12 protein-coding genes are annotated in these 20005 nt (G+C 44.5%); 6 read left to right on the forward strand and 6 right to left on the reverse strand.

What is annotated here, in order from left to right; genetic code table 11:
• Positions 1-7: 7 nt before the first annotated feature.
• From DWY63_RS13670 to DWY63_RS13690, 5 genes are all read right to left on the reverse strand, one after another.
• Positions 8-2422, reverse strand: a complete 2415-nt coding sequence (locus DWY63_RS13670; RefSeq protein ID WP_117802449.1) for a glycoside hydrolase family 3 N-terminal domain-containing protein — start codon at positions 2420-2422, stop codon at positions 8-10.
• Positions 2423-4846 (reverse strand): glycoside hydrolase family 3 protein, encoded by a 2424-nt coding sequence (locus DWY63_RS13675; RefSeq protein ID WP_117510234.1) that lies wholly within the window; start codon positions 4844-4846, stop codon positions 2423-2425.
• A 49-nt stretch (positions 4847-4895) separates the two neighbouring features.
• Entirely contained in the window at positions 4896-7244 is a 2349-nt protein-coding gene (locus DWY63_RS13680; RefSeq protein ID WP_117802450.1) for a GH36-type glycosyl hydrolase domain-containing protein, read from the reverse strand.
• Between the two features lie 115 nt (positions 7245-7359).
• Positions 7360-8793, reverse strand: coding sequence for an MFS transporter (locus DWY63_RS13685; RefSeq protein ID WP_243001893.1), 1434 nt, complete (start codon positions 8791-8793; stop codon positions 7360-7362).
• Between the two features lie 92 nt (positions 8794-8885).
• Positions 8886-11336, reverse strand: a complete 2451-nt coding sequence (locus DWY63_RS13690; protein ID WP_117802451.1) for a beta-galactosidase — start codon at positions 11334-11336, stop codon at positions 8886-8888.
• A gap of 220 nt (positions 11337-11556) precedes the next feature.
• Here DWY63_RS13690 and DWY63_RS13695 point away from each other — a divergent pair, with 220 nt between their 5' ends.
• The 6 genes from DWY63_RS13695 to DWY63_RS13725 all read left to right on the forward strand — a co-directional run bounded on the left by DWY63_RS13695 (position 11557) and on the right by DWY63_RS13725 (position 18727).
• Entirely contained in the window at positions 11557-12756 is a 1200-nt protein-coding gene (locus tag DWY63_RS13695) for a helix-turn-helix domain-containing protein (RefSeq protein WP_022463022.1), read from the forward strand.
• 446 nt (positions 12757-13202) lie between these two features.
• The gene (locus DWY63_RS13705; protein WP_117802452.1) at positions 13203-13961 is read left to right on the forward strand and encodes a formate/nitrite transporter family protein; all 759 of its coding nucleotides are present in this window, start codon (positions 13203-13205) and stop codon (positions 13959-13961) included.
• Positions 13958-16060: a DNA topoisomerase gene (locus DWY63_RS13710; RefSeq protein ID WP_117802453.1), complete on the forward strand. Its 2103-nt coding sequence runs from the start codon at positions 13958-13960 to the stop codon at positions 16058-16060. Before DWY63_RS13705 ends, DWY63_RS13710 begins: the two co-directional genes overlap by 4 nt.
• 48 nt (positions 16061-16108) lie before the next feature.
• Positions 16109-16774, forward strand: a complete 666-nt coding sequence (locus tag DWY63_RS13715; RefSeq protein ID WP_055228579.1) for an acyltransferase — start codon at positions 16109-16111, stop codon at positions 16772-16774.
• Between the two features lie 224 nt (positions 16775-16998).
• The gene (locus tag DWY63_RS13720) at positions 16999-17691 is read left to right on the forward strand and encodes an iron-sulfur cluster assembly scaffold protein (protein WP_022463018.1); all 693 of its coding nucleotides are present in this window, start codon (positions 16999-17001) and stop codon (positions 17689-17691) included.
• 25 nt (positions 17692-17716) lie between these two features.
• On the forward strand, positions 17717-18727 hold the full coding sequence (locus tag DWY63_RS13725; RefSeq protein ID WP_022463017.1) for a GGGtGRT protein: 1011 nt from the start codon (positions 17717-17719) through the stop codon (positions 18725-18727).
• Between the two features lie 183 nt (positions 18728-18910).
• Here DWY63_RS13725 and asd read toward each other — a convergent pair whose 3' ends face one another.
• Positions 18911-19996 carry an aspartate-semialdehyde dehydrogenase gene (gene asd / locus DWY63_RS13730; protein WP_022463016.1) on the reverse strand — a complete coding sequence of 362 codons (1086 nt, stop codon included), beginning with the start codon at positions 19994-19996 and terminating at the stop codon, positions 18911-18913.
• Positions 19997-20005: the final 9 nt, after the last annotated feature.

Here is a 20005-nt window from a genome sequence, read left to right on the forward strand (position 1 = left end):
GTTCTTTTTATTTCGCTGCGGCACTTGCCCAAAACGCTCTGTTTCTTCCCGCAACCCATTTATTTTCTTTCACACAGTAGCTTCCTCTTAAACGAATATCTTCTGAAGAACTTCCGACCTCTACTGCATATCGTCCTTTTTCCACTTTCCAGTGCATATCAATGTCCAGAAAAGCCATTTGATTCGTTTTCACCTCAAAGCATACCGTTTTCTTTTCGCCCTTTCGCAGGTGAATGCGCTTAAAACCTGCCAGTTCTTTTACTGGTCTTGTCAGGCTGGCATATTCATCTCGTAAATAAAGCTGGACAACCTCATCTCCTTCACAGCTTCCCGTGTTCTCAACAGCGCAGGAGATCTGAACCGTATCTGCTGCCTTTTCATTTCCCATCGAGATATGTAAATCCGAATATGTAAATGTTGTATACGACAGTCCGTATCCAAAATAATATCTCGGTCTGTGCGGCATATTCACATAATTGGCAAAACCGATACTGCCGCTCTGATCCCAGGAGGAACCATATGGATGATTGTAATAAACCGGAAGCTGTCCCACTCCATAAGCAACGGTAACCGGAAGTTTTCCTCCCGGATTATATATTCCGGTTAAAATATCAACTACTGCTTCTGCTCCTGTTTCTGATGGACTCCATGCTTCCAGAATAGCATCTAAATATTCCTCTGCAGCATCACTGGAAATCGGTCTTCCATCAAAGTGAACGCCAACCAATGGTTTTCCAAGCTGCGCAGCCTTGCGAATAAATGCATCCTGACATTTTGGAAGGTTAATATCAGTACTGTCAATTCCTTCTCCCATTGATGCCATGGAACACGTTCCGTGCTTACCGCCAAGCGTCAGTATCACAATGTCTGCCTGCTTTGCTGCCTGCAGCGCTTCTTCAAAATGACTTTCGTCGTTTCCTGCAATCGGATAGCCATATGCATATAAAATCTCACTTTCCGGAAAGCGGATTTGGAATTCTTCATACAGATTTCTGCATTGCGGTTTCTGTCTTTTCAGGATCTGATCAAACTGCTCTGTCTCATCAGACTGAATATTGGTTCCCGGAACCGTAATAATCTCATCTGCATCTGCCTGTACAACTCCGCTTACACCTGCAATAGAATTGGCAATCGCATAGGTAGACTCCATCATACACATATGTGTGTATCCACCAAACATTTTTCTGGCATACCCGGCATGCGGTCCGATCACCGCGATTTTTTTCCCTTTTGCCGCAATCGGCAATACGCCGTCATTTTTCAGCAGTACCATGGATTCTCTGGCCGACCGCAGGGAAGTGTTCCTGTCTGCTTCCTGCATTACAAGAGCATGAAGCTCTTTTCCTTCCAGCGCATAGGGATTTTCAAATAAGCCCATTCTGAATTTTCCCTCCAGAACCCGCAAAACCGCTGTATCCAAAATATGGATATCCAGTTTTCCACTTGAAAACATCTCTTTTAATTTCTCATTATAGCCAGTACAGGACGGCATCTCGATATCCATTCCCGCATGAAGACACATCGCACCGGCTTCTTCAAATGTTTCTCCAATATGATGTACACTATGCGCATTTCCCACTGCACCGTAATCGCTGATGCACATGCCGTCAAATCCCATTTTTTCCCGAAGCAGTTTCGTAAGCATGTTATGAGAAGCAGATACATCTTCTCCATTCACAGCGCAATAACAAGGCATAATACCTTTCAGATCTGACTCTGTGATTGCTGCCTGGAAAGGTTTTGCAAACACTTCTTCTAAAAGTCGCGTCGGCGTTTCGCTGTGTGTTCCATGAATTCCACCCTGCGAATTATGAAAAGCCACAAAATGTTTTGCCACACTTTCTGCTTTTCTTGAAGCAACTGTATTCTTTTGTATTCCTTTCGTATACGCTGCCCCCATCGCACTTACAAGGGAAGCATCTTCTCCATAACTTTCTCCAAAACGGCCCATACGCGGATCTCTTGCCACATCCAGAACCGGTGCCAGTATATGGGTAATACCACAGGCCGTTTCCTGTCTGCTCACAATTTCTGCAATCTGTTCTTCCAGCTTGGGATCAAAGCTTGCTCCCCTGCCAATCCCAGACGGAAAACTGGTGGAGTCCTGAATGAAGGCCCCGCACAATCCTTCCATATGAAAGATTGCCGGTATTCGATGGGCACTGTTTTCCATCACAATCTTCTGCACTTTTCTCTGCCATGCAGCCACTTCATCAAGTGTCTCCATCCTGCGCATTTCCAGCGTGCTTACTTCTCCCATTCCGTATTTTGTCTCCTGCTGAATTTTTTCAAAGTTATAGGCATCCTGATCAAAAGGAAAAACACAGTTAATCTGTGCCATCTTTTCATCAAGGCTCATTTCTTTGAGCAGAAGAGAGGCTCTTTCTTTGGCACCCAGTGTATGATCCCTATATGATTTCATTTAAATACGCTCCCCTTTCTCAAATAACTTCAGAACATGTAACAATCTTGCAACACTCCTTTCCAGATCTTTTCTGGTAATCCGTCTCTCCTGATAGGCCTGCAAAATCTGCCGGATCACCGGCGGGCCACCCGGCATCACAATATCATTTCCCGCTGCCACAGCATCGCCGCCATCTGCGACAATATCCATATCGCCCCAGTCAGTAACGACAACACCATCAAAGTTCCATTCTTCCCGTAAAATATGCGTACACAAATCTCGATTTCCAGCTGCAAGAACCCCATTAATTTTATTAAACGATGTCATAATAAAGGATACTCCGGCATCTCGAACCAACATTTCAAAAGGTTTCAGATAAAGTTCCCGCAATGCACGTTCCGTAAGGATGGAATCTACCGCATCGTACCGCTTCTTCGCACTTCCTCTTCGATACGTTTCCTGTTCATTCACGGCAAAATGTTTGGGGCAGACGCGGACAGGATGATTTTCCTGAACGCCCTTTGTAATCTGGACCGCACAGATTCCGGTCAGATAAGGATCCTCCGAAAAATATTCAAAATTTCGCCCGCAAAGCGGATTCCGGTGCAGATTGACTGCTGGTGCCAGCCATACGTCAACCGCTTTCTTTTCGCACTCTGCGCCAACCGCATTTCCAAACGCTTCCCACAGTTCTTTATTGAATGCGCAGGAAATCAGCATAGCCGTTGGCCAGGCCCCCGTTCCCACACCTGCCGGTCCATCTTTATAAAAAATGGAATGAATACCTTTTTCTGGCATAGCCGGGGAGACATATCCTTTTGCTCCGACTGGATGATCGTTTTTGGTCAGTGGATTTCCCTGACCATCCAATATAGTTTCCGGCTGTTCCTGTTTGCTGAACGCTGCAAATGGAATTCCAGGTCCATACCCCACACACAATGCAGCCAGCTGTTCGATACTGAAATTTTTTACTTGTTCCATTTCATCCCGTAAAAGATCATATCTTTCCTGCTCTTTTAAACCATCGGTCTCTTCTTTTTTCTTTTCATGCATTCGGACCTTTTTTCGTCCTTCTCTTGCAGATAGTACCTGCAAATGCTCTACATTGCAGTTTTGCACGCAAAGACGATTCACACATTTTTTAATTACGTAATCTTCTCTTATCTGGATTTCTCCTGCAAAAATTGTCTCACGGGATGAATTTCCGATAAAAAACTGATATTTTCCCTTTTCCAGGATATATGATGCAGATGTCTCAACATATCCTGCCAGATCCTGCATGGATATTCGGATCGAAATATTCTGTTTCTCCCCCGGAGCAAGAAGTCTCGTTTTTGCAAAGCCTTTTAATTCTTTTTCCGGTTTTTCCGACTCTGTACCAGAGCAGGACAAATAAAGCTGTATCGTTTCTTTTCCTGCATAATTTCCGGAATTTGTTACCTCCGTAATAAATTCCACCTCTTCTTTTTCCTGTTTCATCTCTTTCGGAAGAATCGTAAACGATGTGTAAGACATTCCATATCCAAAGGGGTACAATACCTGTTTCCGAAAAGTATCAAAATAGCGATACCCCAGATAAATGTCTTCCTGATACACCGTTACCGGGCTTTTCGTATATCCTGTACTTCCATTTGCCTTTGCATCCAGTCCATAATTTTCGTAAGTTAAAATTTCATCTTCCTGTTCTTTATTCCAGGTGAAATTTTCTGCTGTCGGGTAGTCTTTGAAAGACTCTGCCATGGAAAAACTTAATTTGCCAGATGGATTCACAGCCCCCGTCAGAATATCAGCTAATGCTCCGCAGCCTTCTTCGCCCGGAATTCCCAGAAACACCACGGCCTTAATTGCGGAATAGGCGTTCACCCACTGCATATCGATCATTCCATTAATATTCAGTACAACGATCACATGTGGAAAAACACAGCACACCTGTTCCAGCAGTTCTTTTTCGGATTCGGTAAGTTCATAATCACCTTTGATGTGCCTGTCACATTCTTCCCCACCAGCATTCCTTCCCAGCACAAAAACAGCGGTATCGGTAAACTCCCTGGCTTTCTGCATCAGCTGCTCCGGAATGTGATACTCTGTCCACATCGGCTGATATTTTCCAAAGATCTCATACATAAAACCACAGTTCATATTTTCTACATTTGTGATATCAATACCGTCAATCACAAACTTTTCCGATTCGTTTTTTTGATGGCTGGTATAAAATTGTTTTAACCCTGCTTCTGCACAGATTCCTCTTTTTTCACATTCACATAAGAGATTCTTGTTTGCAAGGGATTTGGATGCTCCCGAACCGTTTCCCGAAAAAATGGTTTCTATCTGTGCCCGTCCCAAAAAAGCCACCTTTTTTTCTTTTAATGGCAAGATCTGCTCTTCATTTTTCAAAAGAACAATTGATTCTTCCACAAGTTCCTGAAAAATACTTTTTTTCATCTCTTTTCCTTTCTTTCTGCTGATGTCTTCATAAACAAGCCTCTTTTGTCTATTTACGCAATATAACATGGACTTCATGCATTTTTCCATCCTTGAAATCAGGCAGCACAAACCCATCTGCTTTGTCGGACATATCGCAAACTGCTCCGTCTGTCTTAATTTCAAGCACTCCTTTTTCCAGATGATCTGGATTTTCGATGATTACATGATAATCAGCACCTCGAAAATGTCTGGTCACTTCTGCCTTTTCCCATTCTTTCGGCAGACACGGATCGATCCGCAGTCCATCGTAATCCCGTTTGATTCCGAGAATTCCTTCGTACAATCCCATCATGCACCACGCAGAAGTTCCCGTTGTCCAGGACTGGTAGGATCTTCCATAATATCCGGGATTAGTAGAATAACAGTTTGTAAAAACATATGGTTCTGCTCCGGATTGCATGGATGGATTTTTATCACTGTCCGGCATAATTTTTTTCAGTGTTTCGAATGCTTTGCTTCCTCTCCCCACCTTGCAGTCCATCAGAATTTTAAACCCTGTAGCATGACAGTATACACCACCATTTTCAAACAATCCTGGCAGCATGCCGGACATTCTCCCTACATTGGGCGAATACTTCTGATACGGCGGAAGATTTAACGGAAATCCAAAATCATGCTCCATGGAATCCACTGCTTTTAATATCGTTGGTAATTTCTCTGCATCTGCAACATCTCCTAAAACAGCCCATGTCTGCGCGTTCAGATAAATTTTGCTTCCTTCGCTGTTTTTGGAACCAATATTCTCCACATCACTTAACGCCCGCATGTACCACGCTCCATCCCATGCATATGCATTAATGCTGTTTCGTAAGATACGATATTCCTCTGCTATTTTTCCGGCATATACCTGATCGCCTTTTTTCTTCAGTAATGCTTCTAATTCCTTCAATGCCAGGCAGAACTGATGGGAAAGCATTACGGATTCCGCATATTCATCCGTTGTAACATTGAGTGCATCATTCCAGTCCGCAAAATAAATCCGTACCAGTCCATGCTTTCCTTTATCCTGCAGCAATCGATTCACAGCCGCTTTCACATGATCCAGAACAGCCGCCTTCCCTCCATCCTGCCATTCAATCTCCAGATCCAGGATAGAAAAGTCTCCCGTTTCTTTTATCAGCTGGCAGACAGCCCATATGATCCAGAACGGCTGATCGGAATACCGGGTATCATCATAAGGATACCACGTAAGAACTCCATGACCATCCCGAAACTGATGGCGAAGACATTCCAGAATCTCTTTTTTTGCTGTTTCCTGCCGATAGTTTAACAGGCCAACTGCAATCTGAAGATTATCGCGGACTCCTTTTTTCCCGACAATGCAAAAATCCACCTGTTTTTTCACCCAGTTATTCATCATGTGATTGATTTTTTCATCCGGCGTTTCCACGGTCAGCGAACGATATTTTTCCAGATAATGCGTTTCTGCTTTTTCAAGTTCCTTTTCCACAACTGCAGAATTGGAAAACTTTTCCGATACCGCCCTTGCCTCTTCAAGTGATTCACTGATTCCAAATACAAACTGTAATTCTTTTTCTTCTCCTGGCTGTAGCACAATTTTATGCTGCAGCACACCGCCCAGAATAAAAAGGGCCGCTTTGGAATTTGTACAGTCTTTTCCCTTTACGACAATGTCCGGTCTCTGGAAGAGCGCGCTTGCTGATGCATCCAGCCTTGTTATGGTACTGGTTGTCCCGCAAAATGCTTCCAGATTTCCATCATATGCGTATGCCGGCTCTGATGCTGCCAGAAATGCGTTGTATCTTTTGTGCGGTGCGAAAGGATGTGCGGATCTGCAATATACACCCTTTAACTTTTCATCATAATCTGTTTCCATACAACGATACATTTCATAATATCGCGGATAAGAAAAGCCCTCCAGATAAAAGCTGACTGCTGAAAATATGCTGAGATGGCGCTGTCTTTCCCCTGTATTTTTTATTTTCAAAGTCCACACTTCCTGGTATCCGTCTTCCGGTACAAACAGCCGCCAGGAACTTGCAATATTCTGATAAGAAGACTGGATTCTGGAAGATCCAATGCTGTGTACGCACTGATAATTTTCTACTTCCGTATTTAATGGACCTTCGCCGATATTCCAGCATTCTTTGCTTTTCTCGTCTCTTAGATAGATATATCTTGCATCGTCCTGATTCATCATACACATATCTGCTTTTTCACTGAGGTAATAGCTGCGCCCATGTCCTGTCTGGGAAATCTGCGCACAGTAATGATTTTCATTCCACAGATAATTATACCAGTATCTTGGTGTTCTGGTTTCTGTTATAATGCAGGAATTTCCATCTTCTGAAAATGTATAAGGTTTCTTTTTTTCATTGCATAATGTATCGCTCATTTTCAATTCTCCTTATTTTTAACCTACAGAGCCTGCCACTGGCAGTTTCTGTAAATTGAATGACAACTGCAAAGTCGGTACAGTCTTTCCTGTACCGACCTTGTAGTTTCTCCGTTTATTTTTTCTCTTTTCTCGCAAGTACTTCTTCCCGCATCTTTGGTAATTTTTCTTCCAGATCAAATCTGGTAAAAATCAGGAACATAGCCAGGTTTGCAACCAGCGGAAGATAGTTGGAAAATCCATAAATCGAATATCGCATGGAAGCAGTTGCACTTTCCAGAGATGCCTGATATCCGCCAATGGCAAGAAATGCGGATAAGATAACAGATCCAAGGCCGCTTCCCACTTTACTTCCAAATCCTATGGCTCCGCCCGACATTGCAACTAATTTCTTTCCATATTTCCATTCGTTATAATCTACCGTCATTGCTGTTAATACGCCGTACAGACACATCAGTGGAATCTGGATAAAGCTCGCCACAAGGCTGGTTGCTGCATAAACCATAAAGTTTTCCGGAATAAAGCAGCGGATCAGGGATGGAATGGCAGCTCCCATTAACCCAAGCTGAATTGTTTTTGTAACACCCAGCTTCGAAATGATCGGCTTGGAAACCACAAATCCGATTACCGTTGCCAGCATACCTGCCGCTCCTATGACTGCAACAAGATTATCGTTGCCAAAAATCCATTTTGCATAGTATGTACCCGAGGCTGCTGCCACTGCAGCGGTAATATTGGTAATCAAATTGAACAGAAGGACGATCACCCAGTATTTATTCTGCAATAACATTTTTATAGCATCTTTAAATGGAACTGCTTCCTCTTCTTCTGTTTCTGCCGGTGCTGTTTCTGATGCGTTTTCCGATTCGCTTTCATAATCCGAAGCAAATTTTGCTTTTCTTCCATTGTTGTAGCAGATCAGGAAAAGTAATAAAACGCCAAGTGCAAGCGCAACACCATATTTGATCCATGCACTCTGTGTACCACCCAGCATATTGGTTACCGGAATTGTGATAATAGCAATGATTGTTCCGGCACCGTAGTTTCCGACTGCACGGAACAGCCCCATATTGCTTCGCTCACTCTGGCTGTGGGTACGCACAATCATAACCGCTGAAAACGGTGTGGCAATCATAGTATAAATAACTGCTGTTAAAAGAAGATTGGTAACCAGTACATAAATCAATGCCGCTGTCTGTCCTGCCTGAATCGGGACCGTAAACATCATAATGATGATGACTGCTGCAGGAATCGCCATTTTCAGCATCCAGGAGTAATATTTCTTATTCCCACCTTTGGAGTGGTCAATCATATTTCCCACCAGAACGTCCGTCAGTGCATCTATAATCTTAGCGATCATCATCGCAATTCCGACTCCGCCTACCGCCATGCCGACTTTATCTGTATAAAAGTAAGTAAGCTGGCCAACCAGATTGGCCATCACGCCTAATGCTAACTGACCTCCCATATCAGCCATATAATCTGTTTTTCTCATAACTCTTCTTGCCCCGTCTGCATCATAGAGGACTTTTTGTTTCTTTTTTCCCATATCTTTTTCTCCCATCGTTTTTTACAGCCGCTGTTTTATACTTGTATTCTATCAAGTATTTTGTTTCTTTTATTACATATAGCAATTTAATATTATATATTTGGGCATTCTTTTTTTATTTTTAAATTATATTGAACACTTGGAAGATTGCCTGACAAAAGAAAACATACTCCTTTTTCTGTCTCTTTTCCTTCTATTCTTCCAATTTCATTTCCCGTCGGATCTAATGCTGTAAGAACGGCCTCCTTAGCTTTTACGTAGATTCTTCCTTCCAGCGTTTCGGCATATAATTTTCCCTGAAAGTGTACTGCTGTAAACGGAAAGCCCATCATCTGTGCACCTTCCTGATACGTTGTCTTGTCCATTCCCGTTGTTCCCATCGCAGTGATCACAAATTCCTCTGCCTGCTCCAGTTTTTCCTTTCCCACTGGAAGAAGTGCCAGCGTAATCCGCTCATTTTCTGACTGGATCTCAATTTTTTCAGACAGCCGCAGACTTTCTGCTGGGCTTCCACTGAAATATCCGCAATACGGTGTATGAATTGCGAACCGGGCATGTGCCGGATCAAACACCAGCTCTTTTGTATCAGAAATCAGTTTTCCATCTACCAGACCACATTCCTCCGAAAGTATCTTCCATTCTTTCATTGCCCGGTCAAGAATTGCAGCAAATTCACGATAATCTCCTGTGCCTGCGATTTTCTGAATTTCATCAAAGACAAGTGCCTGTGCTCCCAGATACACGCCTTCTCGTATCTCTTCTGCATTCTTTGCTGCCTGTTTCAGCCTGTTGTGGTCTTTATATTTCCGCCATGCGTCACGATACGGTGACCATGCATAATACACACCGTGTTCTGCCTCCGAGAGATCTGCCCCATTCAAAAATCCTGCGTTCACTGCAACAGCCGCGTCTCCCTGATAGGTATCCCCTCCGTCCAGGAATACATTTCGCATACATGTGATGTAAGGTAAAAAAGTAGTTGGCATTGCGTGCATTTTCGGCAGTGTTTTCAAATCGTTCTGTGTATATACGACATCTACACGGTTTTTAGCCGCCGATACCAGCCCTTTGAGAAATACAGATGCCATAAATCCCCACTGACAGATAACCGCCGGATCATTATATACATCAAAAACACTCCAGATTTCATCGTCCGGCTGATCGTCCGCCTTTTCCGACGTATGATAATTGTATAAAATCAGTCCGTCCCAGTCGTTCAAGCATGCATAGGCAACCGTGTGCACATATGCTGTCGAATGGAAAGGATGTTCCCCATATTCGTTCCACTCACTGAGCATGAAAGGTTTTCCTTTTACAATGGCAACGGAAGCAAGATTTAAAAGTGTTGTTGCCATAGAACCAACTCCTGTCTGCATGGTCAGCGGGTTCGTTGACACATATTCGGCCGGCCCTGCAACCAGATAGGTATTTGCCTCCTGGATCGGAAGCAGCGGGTGATTAAAATAGCTGTTATTTTCCATAAAATCCCCGTCGGTATGGCCATATACATCCGCTGCACCGGCAACCAGATTGCTTGTCACGATCGGAACTTTTACTCCAAGGGAATGAAGATAATCTTTCATATCCTGATAAAAATTACGATTCATCGTAATGCCAAATTCCATAAAATCAGCATAGCGGGCCGGACTTTCATTTTCTTCCCATTTTCCCAAAGGGTCGCATTCCGGCTGATAGAAATTACCTGCGGCTCCCTGCACAGTTCCTTTCTCCGGATCTTCTTCCTCGCCAAGCGCACATTTTCCTTCAAACGTCCATGCTTCTTTCAGACGCTCTCTTGTTCCATATTTCATCAAGAGGAAGCTGTTAAAACGATTTTGTACCTCATCCCGATATGGCTGCATCTCTTCCCGCTGATCTGTGTCCATCGTTCCTTTAATCGCAGAATCTTCATTATTGATCTGAACCGTGATCACCGCCGGATCGTCAATCAGTGCAAGACCTGTATAAGGATTCACATGACAGAGAATCTTTCTGGCATATTCTTTTTGCAGCTCTATCATCCGTTTATTGTACATGGGAAAACGTTTGATGCAGCTTCCCGCATTCCCCGGGTAATCCAGTCCATCTCCTTCTACAAAATCTCTTGCAACGATAAGATCAATGTGAAGGTAAATACCCCGCTCTTTCAATTTTGCGACAAAATAGTCAAATCGATCCAGACCTTCCAGGTGAAATTCTCTCCCGTTTCCTTTTTCATAATCTAAAAGTGGAGCTTCTTTACAGCTGGACCAGCTGCGCGGTTCCTCGCCGATTGGGGCATCTGCTGCATGGAGCCGAATCACATTCACGCCCAGGCTCGCAAAACGTTCCGCCAGTTTCTCTGCGGTTTCATGATCCGGGGTATTTGATCTTGCAGCCACATTAAACCCAAGAAATTTTGCCCTTACACCATCTTCAAAATAAAAATGGCCATTCCTTGTCGTTACAAATCCATGTTTTCCAGCTGGTGCATCCAAAAGATAAGAATAATCGAGAACACCTTTATTTGGATTCGTTTTATTAATTTTAATCGGTTGTCTCATACGTATGATCCGCCTTTCCTTTTTTCTAATCGCACTTTATCAAAAATGAAAGAAAAGATATTACATAAAAACATACAAAATTATATGTTTTCGTATTGTTATTTTTCTTTTTCCATTTTATACTTTAAATTTGGAAGTGAAGGAATCGTGAATTGCTTTGCAGAAACTTTCAAACGAAAATTTGATCCACTGCATCCCACAGATACCAGGAGAATATCATATGAATTATGTTACTTTTTGTAAAAATTACTATGCCGTTACAGGAATTCCTACGAATCTAATTACTGAAGCAGGAGCTATTTACTCTGCTTTATCAGAACAGCTCCACATCTCAACAGAGAGCCCTTATCCGCTTTATCCATCCGATTATAATCCCGAATTTCGTTTTGCATCTCCCGACATTGTATATGGCTCTGTCCAAATTGAAGCTACTGGTGAATATATCATCTTAGGCCCGGTTTTTTCCGTTCCTGTGACAGATGAGCTCGTCCGCAGTTATATGCATGACTCTGCCACGCCCCTGAAGTACAAGGAAGTAATCGCTGAGGCTCTCGCCTCCATTCCCCGGTTATCACATATCCAATTTTGTCAGCATCTTGTTTTCCTGCATCAATGTGTGAACCACAAGGAAATCAGTGTGTTGAAATTATTGGGACAGCGTGCACCCCAGCAATTGCGGCAGAGCCAGCAGCATTTGAAATCCATTACAGAAAATATGGAAAATAAAAAGATGCATAACACTTACCAGTTTGAATGCGAACTTTTTCAGTTTGTTCAAAACGGAAATGTAAATGCTTTGCAGAATTTTTTGAAGAATAATACATTACAATTAGAAGAAGGCAGACTTGCAAAAACCCCGATTCGCCATGCCAAAAATCTTTTTATCGTGACAGCAATCAAAACCGCTGTTCTTGGTGCCATTCCGGGAGGAGTAGATATTGAAAAAACATATCAGCTTCTGGATCTTTATATTCAGGAATGCGAGGCACTGCAGTCACTGGAAAAAATCCAGGCACTGCAATACTCCATGATTCTGGATTTTTGTCAGCAGGCAGGTGAAACCAAAATCCCTGCTGGAATCTCAAGAGAAGTTTATACCTGTATGAATTTTATCCGTACACATACAAATGAATCCATCTCTGTGAATGATGTCGCGGATTCCATTCAGAAAAGTACTTCCTACACGATGAAAAAATTCAAAACTGAGCTCGGCTTTACCATAGGTGCTTTCATTACAAGATGTAAATTAGAAGAAGCTAAAATGCTTTTAACCTACAGTACAAAAAGTCTGGCTGAAATCAGCAGTTATCTCTGCTTTTCCAGCCAGCCTCATTTTCAGAGTTTATTCAAAAAACAGTATCATATGACTCCTTTAGAATACCGGAAAAAATCCGGTGTAATGGATACTATACGGCTTTAGTTTATCCTTTCCAGAGTCCCATTACAAAAAACTCACCTGCCGTTTTATCTTTTGTATGAAAACAGCAGATGAGGTTTTTGCTAAGAATGAACATCAGTGCAGATGATAAACCAGTTTCACAAACGCCGGATCATCATGGTTTACAATTTCACTGTGTCCGAGATCTTTGTAAAACAGAACATAAAAAAAGCTTTCAATCCTTGTTTCAATCCCTCTGAGTTCATCATACAATCTGTCGTTTCACCCCTTATTTTCTGACATTTCTGTGGAAATATACTTTTTTCTTCCTCCTTCATTGCGAATCTTTCCGGGAAATGCTATAATAGCCAAAGTTGAAAGCGCGAAATCCGAAGCATTTGCAAGCTGCTCCGGAAAAAAAGACCATCCCCCGGACAAAAAGAGAGGGGATATGTCCATCCTACTGGACATAAGAAAGGAGTTATTCTATGCCTTATGATGACGTACAAAAATTTTCAGAGGCAGCCGTAAACAAAGCAAAGCTGCTGAAAGAACACCCGGGGAAATACTTTCTCCGTGCAGTCATGGCCGGTTTCTTTATCGTGGTTGCCATGATTTTCTCCAACGTGGTAGGCAATACGTTCCAGAGTACAGATCCTGCCTGGGGAAAACTGCTTGGCGGTATTGTGTTTGCCATTGCGGTTCTGCTGATCGTTTTTATCGGTGCAGAGCTTTTCACCGGAAACAATCTTGTTATGGCATTTGGGGCCTATGACAAAAAAGTCTCCTGGGCACAGGTTGGAAAAGTATGGCTGGTAAGCTACATCGGAAACTTTGTCGGATGCCTGATTCTCTCCGTAATTTTCGTACTGGCAGGTGCTTCCGGTACTGCCGATTATTACGCAGGATTTATTGGAAATAAACTTTCCATTCCTGCCGGAGAAATGTTTTTCCGTGCCATTCTCTGCAACTTCTTCGTCTGCCTCGCCGTTGCCTGCGGCATGAAATGCAAAAATGAAGTTGCCAAATTTTTCATGATTATACTTTGCATCGCCGGATTCGTTGTTGCCGGTTTTGAACACTGCGTTGCCAATATGGCCACCTTTGTTACCGCTGCACTTCTGGTCCCAGGCGGCATTTCTCTGACTGCCGCATTGAAAAGTATGGTCATTGTAACTATAGGAAACGCAATAGGAGGCGGTGTGCTCCTTGCCTGGCCGCTTCGAATGATGAGTGCAGATAAATGACAAAATCTTTATACATTGCGGAAAAACCGAGCGTTGCTCAGGAGTTCGCAAAAGCGTTAAAACAGAATATGCAGCGCAGGGATGGATACTTAGAGTCGGATCAGTCCGTCGTAACCTGGTGCGTCGGTCACCTGGTTACGATGAGCTATCCGGAAAAATATGATCCTGCGTTAAAAAGGTGGAGTCTCGAGACCCTGCCTTTTTTGCCTGAAAACTTCAAATATGAAGTTATCCCGGAAGTAAAAAAGCAGTTCACCATTGTGAGTAACCTGCTCCACCGGGAGGATATTGAAACCATTTATGTCTGTACCGACTCCGGGCGGGAGGGAGAATACATCTATCGTCTCGTCGCGCAGATGGCCGGTATCAAAGACAAGAAACAGAAGCGTGTCTGGATCGACTCGCAGACAGAAGAAGAAATCCTGCGCGGTATCTGCGAAGCGAAGGACGAAAGTGAATACGACAATCTTTCGGCATCCGCTTATCTCCGCGCCAAAGAAGATTACCTGATGGGCATTAATTTTTCCCGTCTTCTCTCGCTCAAATACGGAAGCGCTGTCGCATCGTATCTCGGCACTAAATATCAGTCAATTTCCGTCGGCCGTGTTATGACATGTGTGCTCGGCATGGTCGTACGCCGGGAGCGCGAAATCCGCAGCTTTGTGAAAACACCATTCTACCGTGTCATCGCCGGTCTTTCCTTAAATGGACGCAATTTTGAGGGGGAATGGCGCGCCGTAAAAGGCAGCCGCTACTTCAACTCTCCGCTTCTCTATAAGGAGAACGGCTTCCAGAAAAAAGAGGACGCACAGAAACTGATCGAGGAATTAAGCATGCAGAATCCTCTGATCCCGCATGTCCTGAAAATGGAGCGAAAAAAGGAAAATAAAAATGCGCCACTGCTTTACAACCTTGCGGAGCTGCAAAATGACTGTGCCCGCTTTTTCAAAATCAGTCCGGATGAAACGCTGAAAGTTGTTCAGGAGCTTTACGAGAAAAAGCTGGTTACCTATCCGCGAACCGATGCCCGTGTGCTTTCTTCTGCCGTTGCCAGGGAAATCAGCAAAAACCTGCGCGGCCTGCAGCAGTACGGTATCTGCAGCGGCCTTGCAAATGAAATTTTGCAGGGTGAAAGCTGGAAAAAGATTGGTTCCACCCGCTATACAAACGATAAACAGATTACCGATCACTATGCGATCATTCCGACCGGACAGGGCCTTAACAATCTGCGGAACCTCTCGGAACTCTCCGCAAAAGTTTATGAGACAATTGTCCGCCGTTTTCTCGGTATCTTCTATCCGCCGGCGGTCTATCAGAAAGTTGCTCTTGTCACCGAAATCGGCGGCGAGCAGTTTTTCTCCAACTTCCGCGTTCTCGTGCAGGAGGGCTATTTAAAAGCCATGCAGTATTCTTTCTTCCGTAAGAAAGAGGAGGACGACGAGGGCAGAAAGGAGGACGAGACGACTTGCGATCCCTCTTTTCTTGCAGCGCTGTCCCAGCTGCAGAAAGGCAGCGAGCTGAATCTTCTCGGCCTTTCTATCAAGGAAGGAGAAACCTCTCCGCCAAAACGCTACACCTCCGGTTCGATGATCCTTGCAATGGAAAATGCCGGACAGCTCATTGAAGACGAGGAGCTGCGCGAACAGATTAAGGGAAGCGGCATCGGAACGAGTGCGACGCGTGCTGAGATTCTGAAAAAGCTTGTCTTTATCAAATATCTTGCTCTGAACAAAAAGACGCAGGTTATCACCCCGACACAGCTTGGCGAAATGATCTACGACGTCGTACACCAGTCGATCCGCCCGCTTCTGAATCCGGAGCTGACGGCAAGCTGGGAAAAGGGACTTACCTATGTAGCGGAAGGCTCCATTACCTCCGAGGAATATATGGGAAAACTGGAAAACTTTGTGACACGCCACACGGTAAATGTGAAGCAGCTGCGGAATCAGTTCCAGCTAAAGAGCAGCTTTGATGCGTCCGCGCCGTATTACAGAAAAGCCTCTTCCACGCGCTCCCGTACCGGGAAACGTACTGCTGCAGAAGACTCCTCTGCAAAGTCCTATTCCACCGCCGGAAAAAAAGGCGCACAGAACTCCTGAAATGTGGTAAGATAAACAGGAACTAAAACAAGAAAGGATGAATCACGCATGAAAGATGCAACCATTTCTGAACTTTATGATTTAACCCAGACCATTGCCGCAAAAATCTTTGAAGGCAAAACGTATCCATGGGAAGTGCTTCCGCTCATTAAAGATTTTATTCTTGAACTCGGCGAAACACTCGATCCGGCAGAATACGAAAAACGCGGCGAAAATGTCTGGATCGCAAAAGATGCCGTGATCGCACCGACCGCTTCCATCAACGGCCCATGCATCATCGGAAAAGGCGCTGAGATCCGCCAGTGTGCTTTTATCCGCGGAAATGCCATCGTCGGCGAGGGCGCTGTCGTTGGTAACTCCACCGAGCTGAAAAATGTCATTCTCTTTAATAAAGTACAGGTTCCGCATTACAACTATGTCGGCGACTCTGTTCTTGGATACAAAGCCCATATGGGTGCCGGTTCCATTACTTCCAATGTAAAATCCGATAAGAAGCTCGTTGTTGTCAAAGGCGCAGATGAACAGATCGAAACCGGACTGAAAAAATTCGGTGCGATGCTCGGCGATGAAGTTGAGGTCGGCTGTAACAGCGTATTGAACCCGGGAACGGTTGTCGGAAGAAATTCCAACATTTATCCACTCTCCTGTGTTCGCGGTGTGATCCCGTCAGGTCATATTTTTAAGAATGCGAAAGAAATTGTCAAAAAAATCTGATAATTAAAAAAATTCTCTTTTATCGAGAGAAAACCAAACCGATTGATTTAAAAGACCGCCGGAAATTTTATCGTTTTCCGGTGGTCTTTGCAATTTTTTATCAAAATATGCTGGACGAATGACCAATTTTGTGAGACAATAACCATAGGTCTGTGAACAGGCTGGAAACAGTCCGTTCGAAAGACAAAAGCTCAAATAAGTACATATTTGAAAGGAGTTTAACAATGACTTATTCACACGAAGTAGAAATGATGTGTCCGGTTGCCCAGGGCGTGCATCACGGTGCAGCTCCGATTCCGGAGGAAGCAAAATGGGTAAAAGCAAAAGAAATCAAAGACATTTCCGGATTCACTCACGGTATTGGCTGGTGCGCACCGCAGCAGGGTACCTGCAAACTGACTCTGAACGTAAAAGAGGGCGTTATCCAGGAAGCTCTCGTTGAGACCATCGGATGTTCAGGAATGACTCATTCTGCAGCTATGGCATCTGAGATTCTGCCAGGACTTACCATCCTTGAGGCACTGAATACTGACCTTGTGTGTGATGCTATCAATACTGCTATGAGAGAGCTCTTCCTGCAGATCGTTTACGGAAGAAGCCAGAGTGCATTCTCCGAGGACGGACTGGTTGTAGGCGCAGGCCTGGAAGACCTTGGTAAAGGACTTCGTTCCCAGGTTGGTACCATGTACGGAACTCTTGCAAAAGGACCTCGTTACCTGGAGATGACCGACGGTTATGTAACAGGTATCGCTCTGGATGCAGATGATGAGATTATCGGTTACAAATTCATCAACTTCGGAAAGATGATGGACTTCATCAAAGCCGGCGATGATGCAAACACAGCTTTCGAAAAAGCAAGCGGACAGTACGGACGTGTTGCTGATGCTGTTAAGATCGTTGACCCGAGAAAAGAGTAATCAGATAATTTAGGAGGATAGGAAAATGGCTTTATTTGAATCATATGAAAGAAGAGAGAAACAGATTCTGGCTAAGCTTGCTGAGTACGGAATCAACTCCATCGAAGAAGCTGCAGAAGTTACAAAAGCTGCTGGCCTTGATGTATACAAAATGATCGAAGGCATTCAGCCAATCTGCTTCGAGAATGCAAAATGGGCTTACACTGTAGGCGCAGCAATCGCAATCAAAAAAGGATGCCGCAAAGCTTCTGAAGCTGCTGCAGCAATCGGTGAGGGACTTCAGTCCTTCTGTATCCCGGGTTCTGTAGCAGATCAGCGTAAAGTTGGTCTTGGCCATGGTAACCTCGGTAAAATGCTTCTGGAAGAGGACACCGAGTGCTTCGCATTCCTGGCCGGACATGAGTCCTTCGCAGCTGCTGAGGGTGCTATCGGTATCGCTGAAAAAGCAAACAAAGTACGTCAGAAACCTCTGCGTGTTATCCTGAACGGTCTTGGAAAAGACGCTGCTCAGATCATCGCTCGTATCAACGGCTTTACTTATGTAGAGACTGAGTATGACTACTACACCGGAGAACTGAAAGAAGTATTCAGAAAAGCATACTCCGATGGACCGCGTGCGAAAGTTAACTGCTACGGCGCTAACGACGTTCGCGAAGGCGTTGCTATCATGTGGAAAGAGAACGTTGACGTTTCCATCACCGGAAACTCCACCAACCCGACTCGTTTCCAGCATCCAGTTGCAGGTACCTACAAAAAAGAGCGTATCGAAGCTGGTAAAAAATACTTCTCCGTTGCTTCCGGCGGTGGTACAGGACGTACTCTTCACCCGGACAACATGGCAGCAGGTCCTGCTTCCTACGGTATGACCGATACTATGGGACGTATGCATTCTGACGCTCAGTTTGCAGGTTCTTCTTCTGTACCGGCTCACGTAGAAATGATGGGTCTCATCGGCGCAGGAAACAACCCAATGGTTGGTATGACTGTTGCTGTAGCTGTTGCTGTTGAAGAGGCAGCAAAAGCTGGCAAATTCTAAGATTAGCCAAACCTTGCGTAAATAGAATTATTTGAGCAGAAAAGAAGCGCCGCGGGATTTTCCGTATGGCGCTTCTTTTTTGCTGCTTTCGATATCCTGCAAACTATATTCTTTTGATCCATGCACAAAAAACGCCTCTGAACACAAAACGTTTCAGAGGCGTTTTTTATATCATTCTAAGCATTATTTTGCAGCGATAAACTTCTTTGCAACCAGTGTCTCTGCACAAAGTACTGCTCCGCCTGCTGCGCCGCGGACCGTGTTGTGGGACAGACCTACGAATTTCCAGTCGTAGATGGAATCCTCTCTTAAACGGCCTACGTTGATTCCCATGCCGTTCTCGTAGTTGACATCCAGGGTTACCTGCGGACGGTTATCCTCGGTCATGTAGCGGATGAACTGTTTCGGTGCGCTTGGGAGGTTCAGTTCCTGCGGAAGGCCTTTGAAGTTCTCCAGTTTCTCGATGAGCTGCTCTTTCGTTGGTTTCTTGCGGAACTTAACGAAAACAGCTGCGGTGTGTCCGTTTAATACCGGTACACGGATGCACTGGCAGGTGATCTTCGGCTCGGTTGCTTTTACGATCACGCCGTTCTCGATTTTACCCCAGATACGAAGCGGCTCCTGCTCGCTCTTCTCTTCCTCGCCGCCGATGAACGGGATGATGTTGCCTTCCATCTCCGGCCAGTCTTTGAAGGTTTTTCCTGCTCCGGAAATTGCCTGATATGTGGTTGCAACAACCTCATACGGCTCAAACTCTTTCCATGCAGTTAAAACCGGCGCATAACTCTGGATGGAGCAGTTCGGTTTTACCGCAATAAATCCTCTCTTGGTGCCCAGACGTTTTTTCTGGAACTCGATGACATCGAAATGTTCCGGGTTGATTTCCGGCACTACCATCGGCACATCCGGTGTCCAGCGGTGTGCGCTGTTGTTGGAAACAACCGGTGTCTCGGTCTTTGCATATGCTTCTTCAATCGCTTTGATCTCGTCTTTCGACATATCAACTGCGGAAAATACAAAATCTACGGTAGATGCCACATGCTCTACATCATTTACATTCATCACAACGAGCTTTTTCACTGCTTCCGGCATTGGAGTATCCATTTTCCAGCGTCCGCCGACTGCTTCCTCGTATGTTTTTCCGGCACTTCTCGGACTTGCTGCCAGGGTCACAACTTCAAACCACGGATGGTTCTCCAGCAGAGAAATAAATCTCTGACCTACCATACCGGTTGCTCCTAAAATTCCTACTCTCAATTTCTGCTCCATTGGTTTCAT

Source organism: Blautia sp. AF26-2 (assembly GCF_003460955.1).
Classification (GTDB): Bacteria; Bacillota; Clostridia; order Lachnospirales; family Lachnospiraceae; genus Fusicatenibacter; species Fusicatenibacter saccharivorans.

Bases quoted from the DNA above. Each gene is read 5' to 3' on its own strand.
- DWY63_RS13690 (WP_117802451.1), bottom strand. From the start codon at position 11,336: ATGAGACAACCGATTAAAATTAATAAAACGAATCCAAATAAAGGTGTT.
- asd (WP_022463016.1), bottom strand. From the start codon at position 19,996: ATGGAGCAGAAATTGAGAGTAGGAATTTTAGGAGCAACCGGTATGGTA.
- DWY63_RS13670 (WP_117802449.1), bottom strand. From the start codon at position 2,422: ATGAAATCATATAGGGATCATACACTGGGTGCCAAAGAAAGAGCCTCT.
- DWY63_RS13710 (WP_117802453.1), top strand. From the start codon at position 13,958: ATGACAAAATCTTTATACATTGCGGAAAAACCGAGCGTTGCTCAGGAG.
- DWY63_RS13720 (WP_022463018.1), top strand. From the start codon at position 16,999: ATGACTTATTCACACGAAGTAGAAATGATGTGTCCGGTTGCCCAGGGC.
- DWY63_RS13725 (WP_022463017.1), top strand. From the start codon at position 17,717: ATGGCTTTATTTGAATCATATGAAAGAAGAGAGAAACAGATTCTGGCT.
- DWY63_RS13705 (WP_117802452.1), top strand. From the start codon at position 13,203: ATGCCTTATGATGACGTACAAAAATTTTCAGAGGCAGCCGTAAACAAA.
- DWY63_RS13715 (WP_055228579.1), top strand. From the start codon at position 16,109: ATGAAAGATGCAACCATTTCTGAACTTTATGATTTAACCCAGACCATT.
- DWY63_RS13680 (WP_117802450.1), bottom strand. From the start codon at position 7,244: ATGAGCGATACATTATGCAATGAAAAAAAGAAACCTTATACATTTTCA.
- DWY63_RS13685 (WP_243001893.1), bottom strand. From the start codon at position 8,793: ATGGGAAAAAAGAAACAAAAAGTCCTCTATGATGCAGACGGGGCAAGA.
- DWY63_RS13695 (WP_022463022.1), top strand. From the start codon at position 11,557: ATGAATTATGTTACTTTTTGTAAAAATTACTATGCCGTTACAGGAATT.
- DWY63_RS13675 (WP_117510234.1), bottom strand. From the start codon at position 4,846: ATGAAAAAAAGTATTTTTCAGGAACTTGTGGAAGAATCAATTGTTCTT.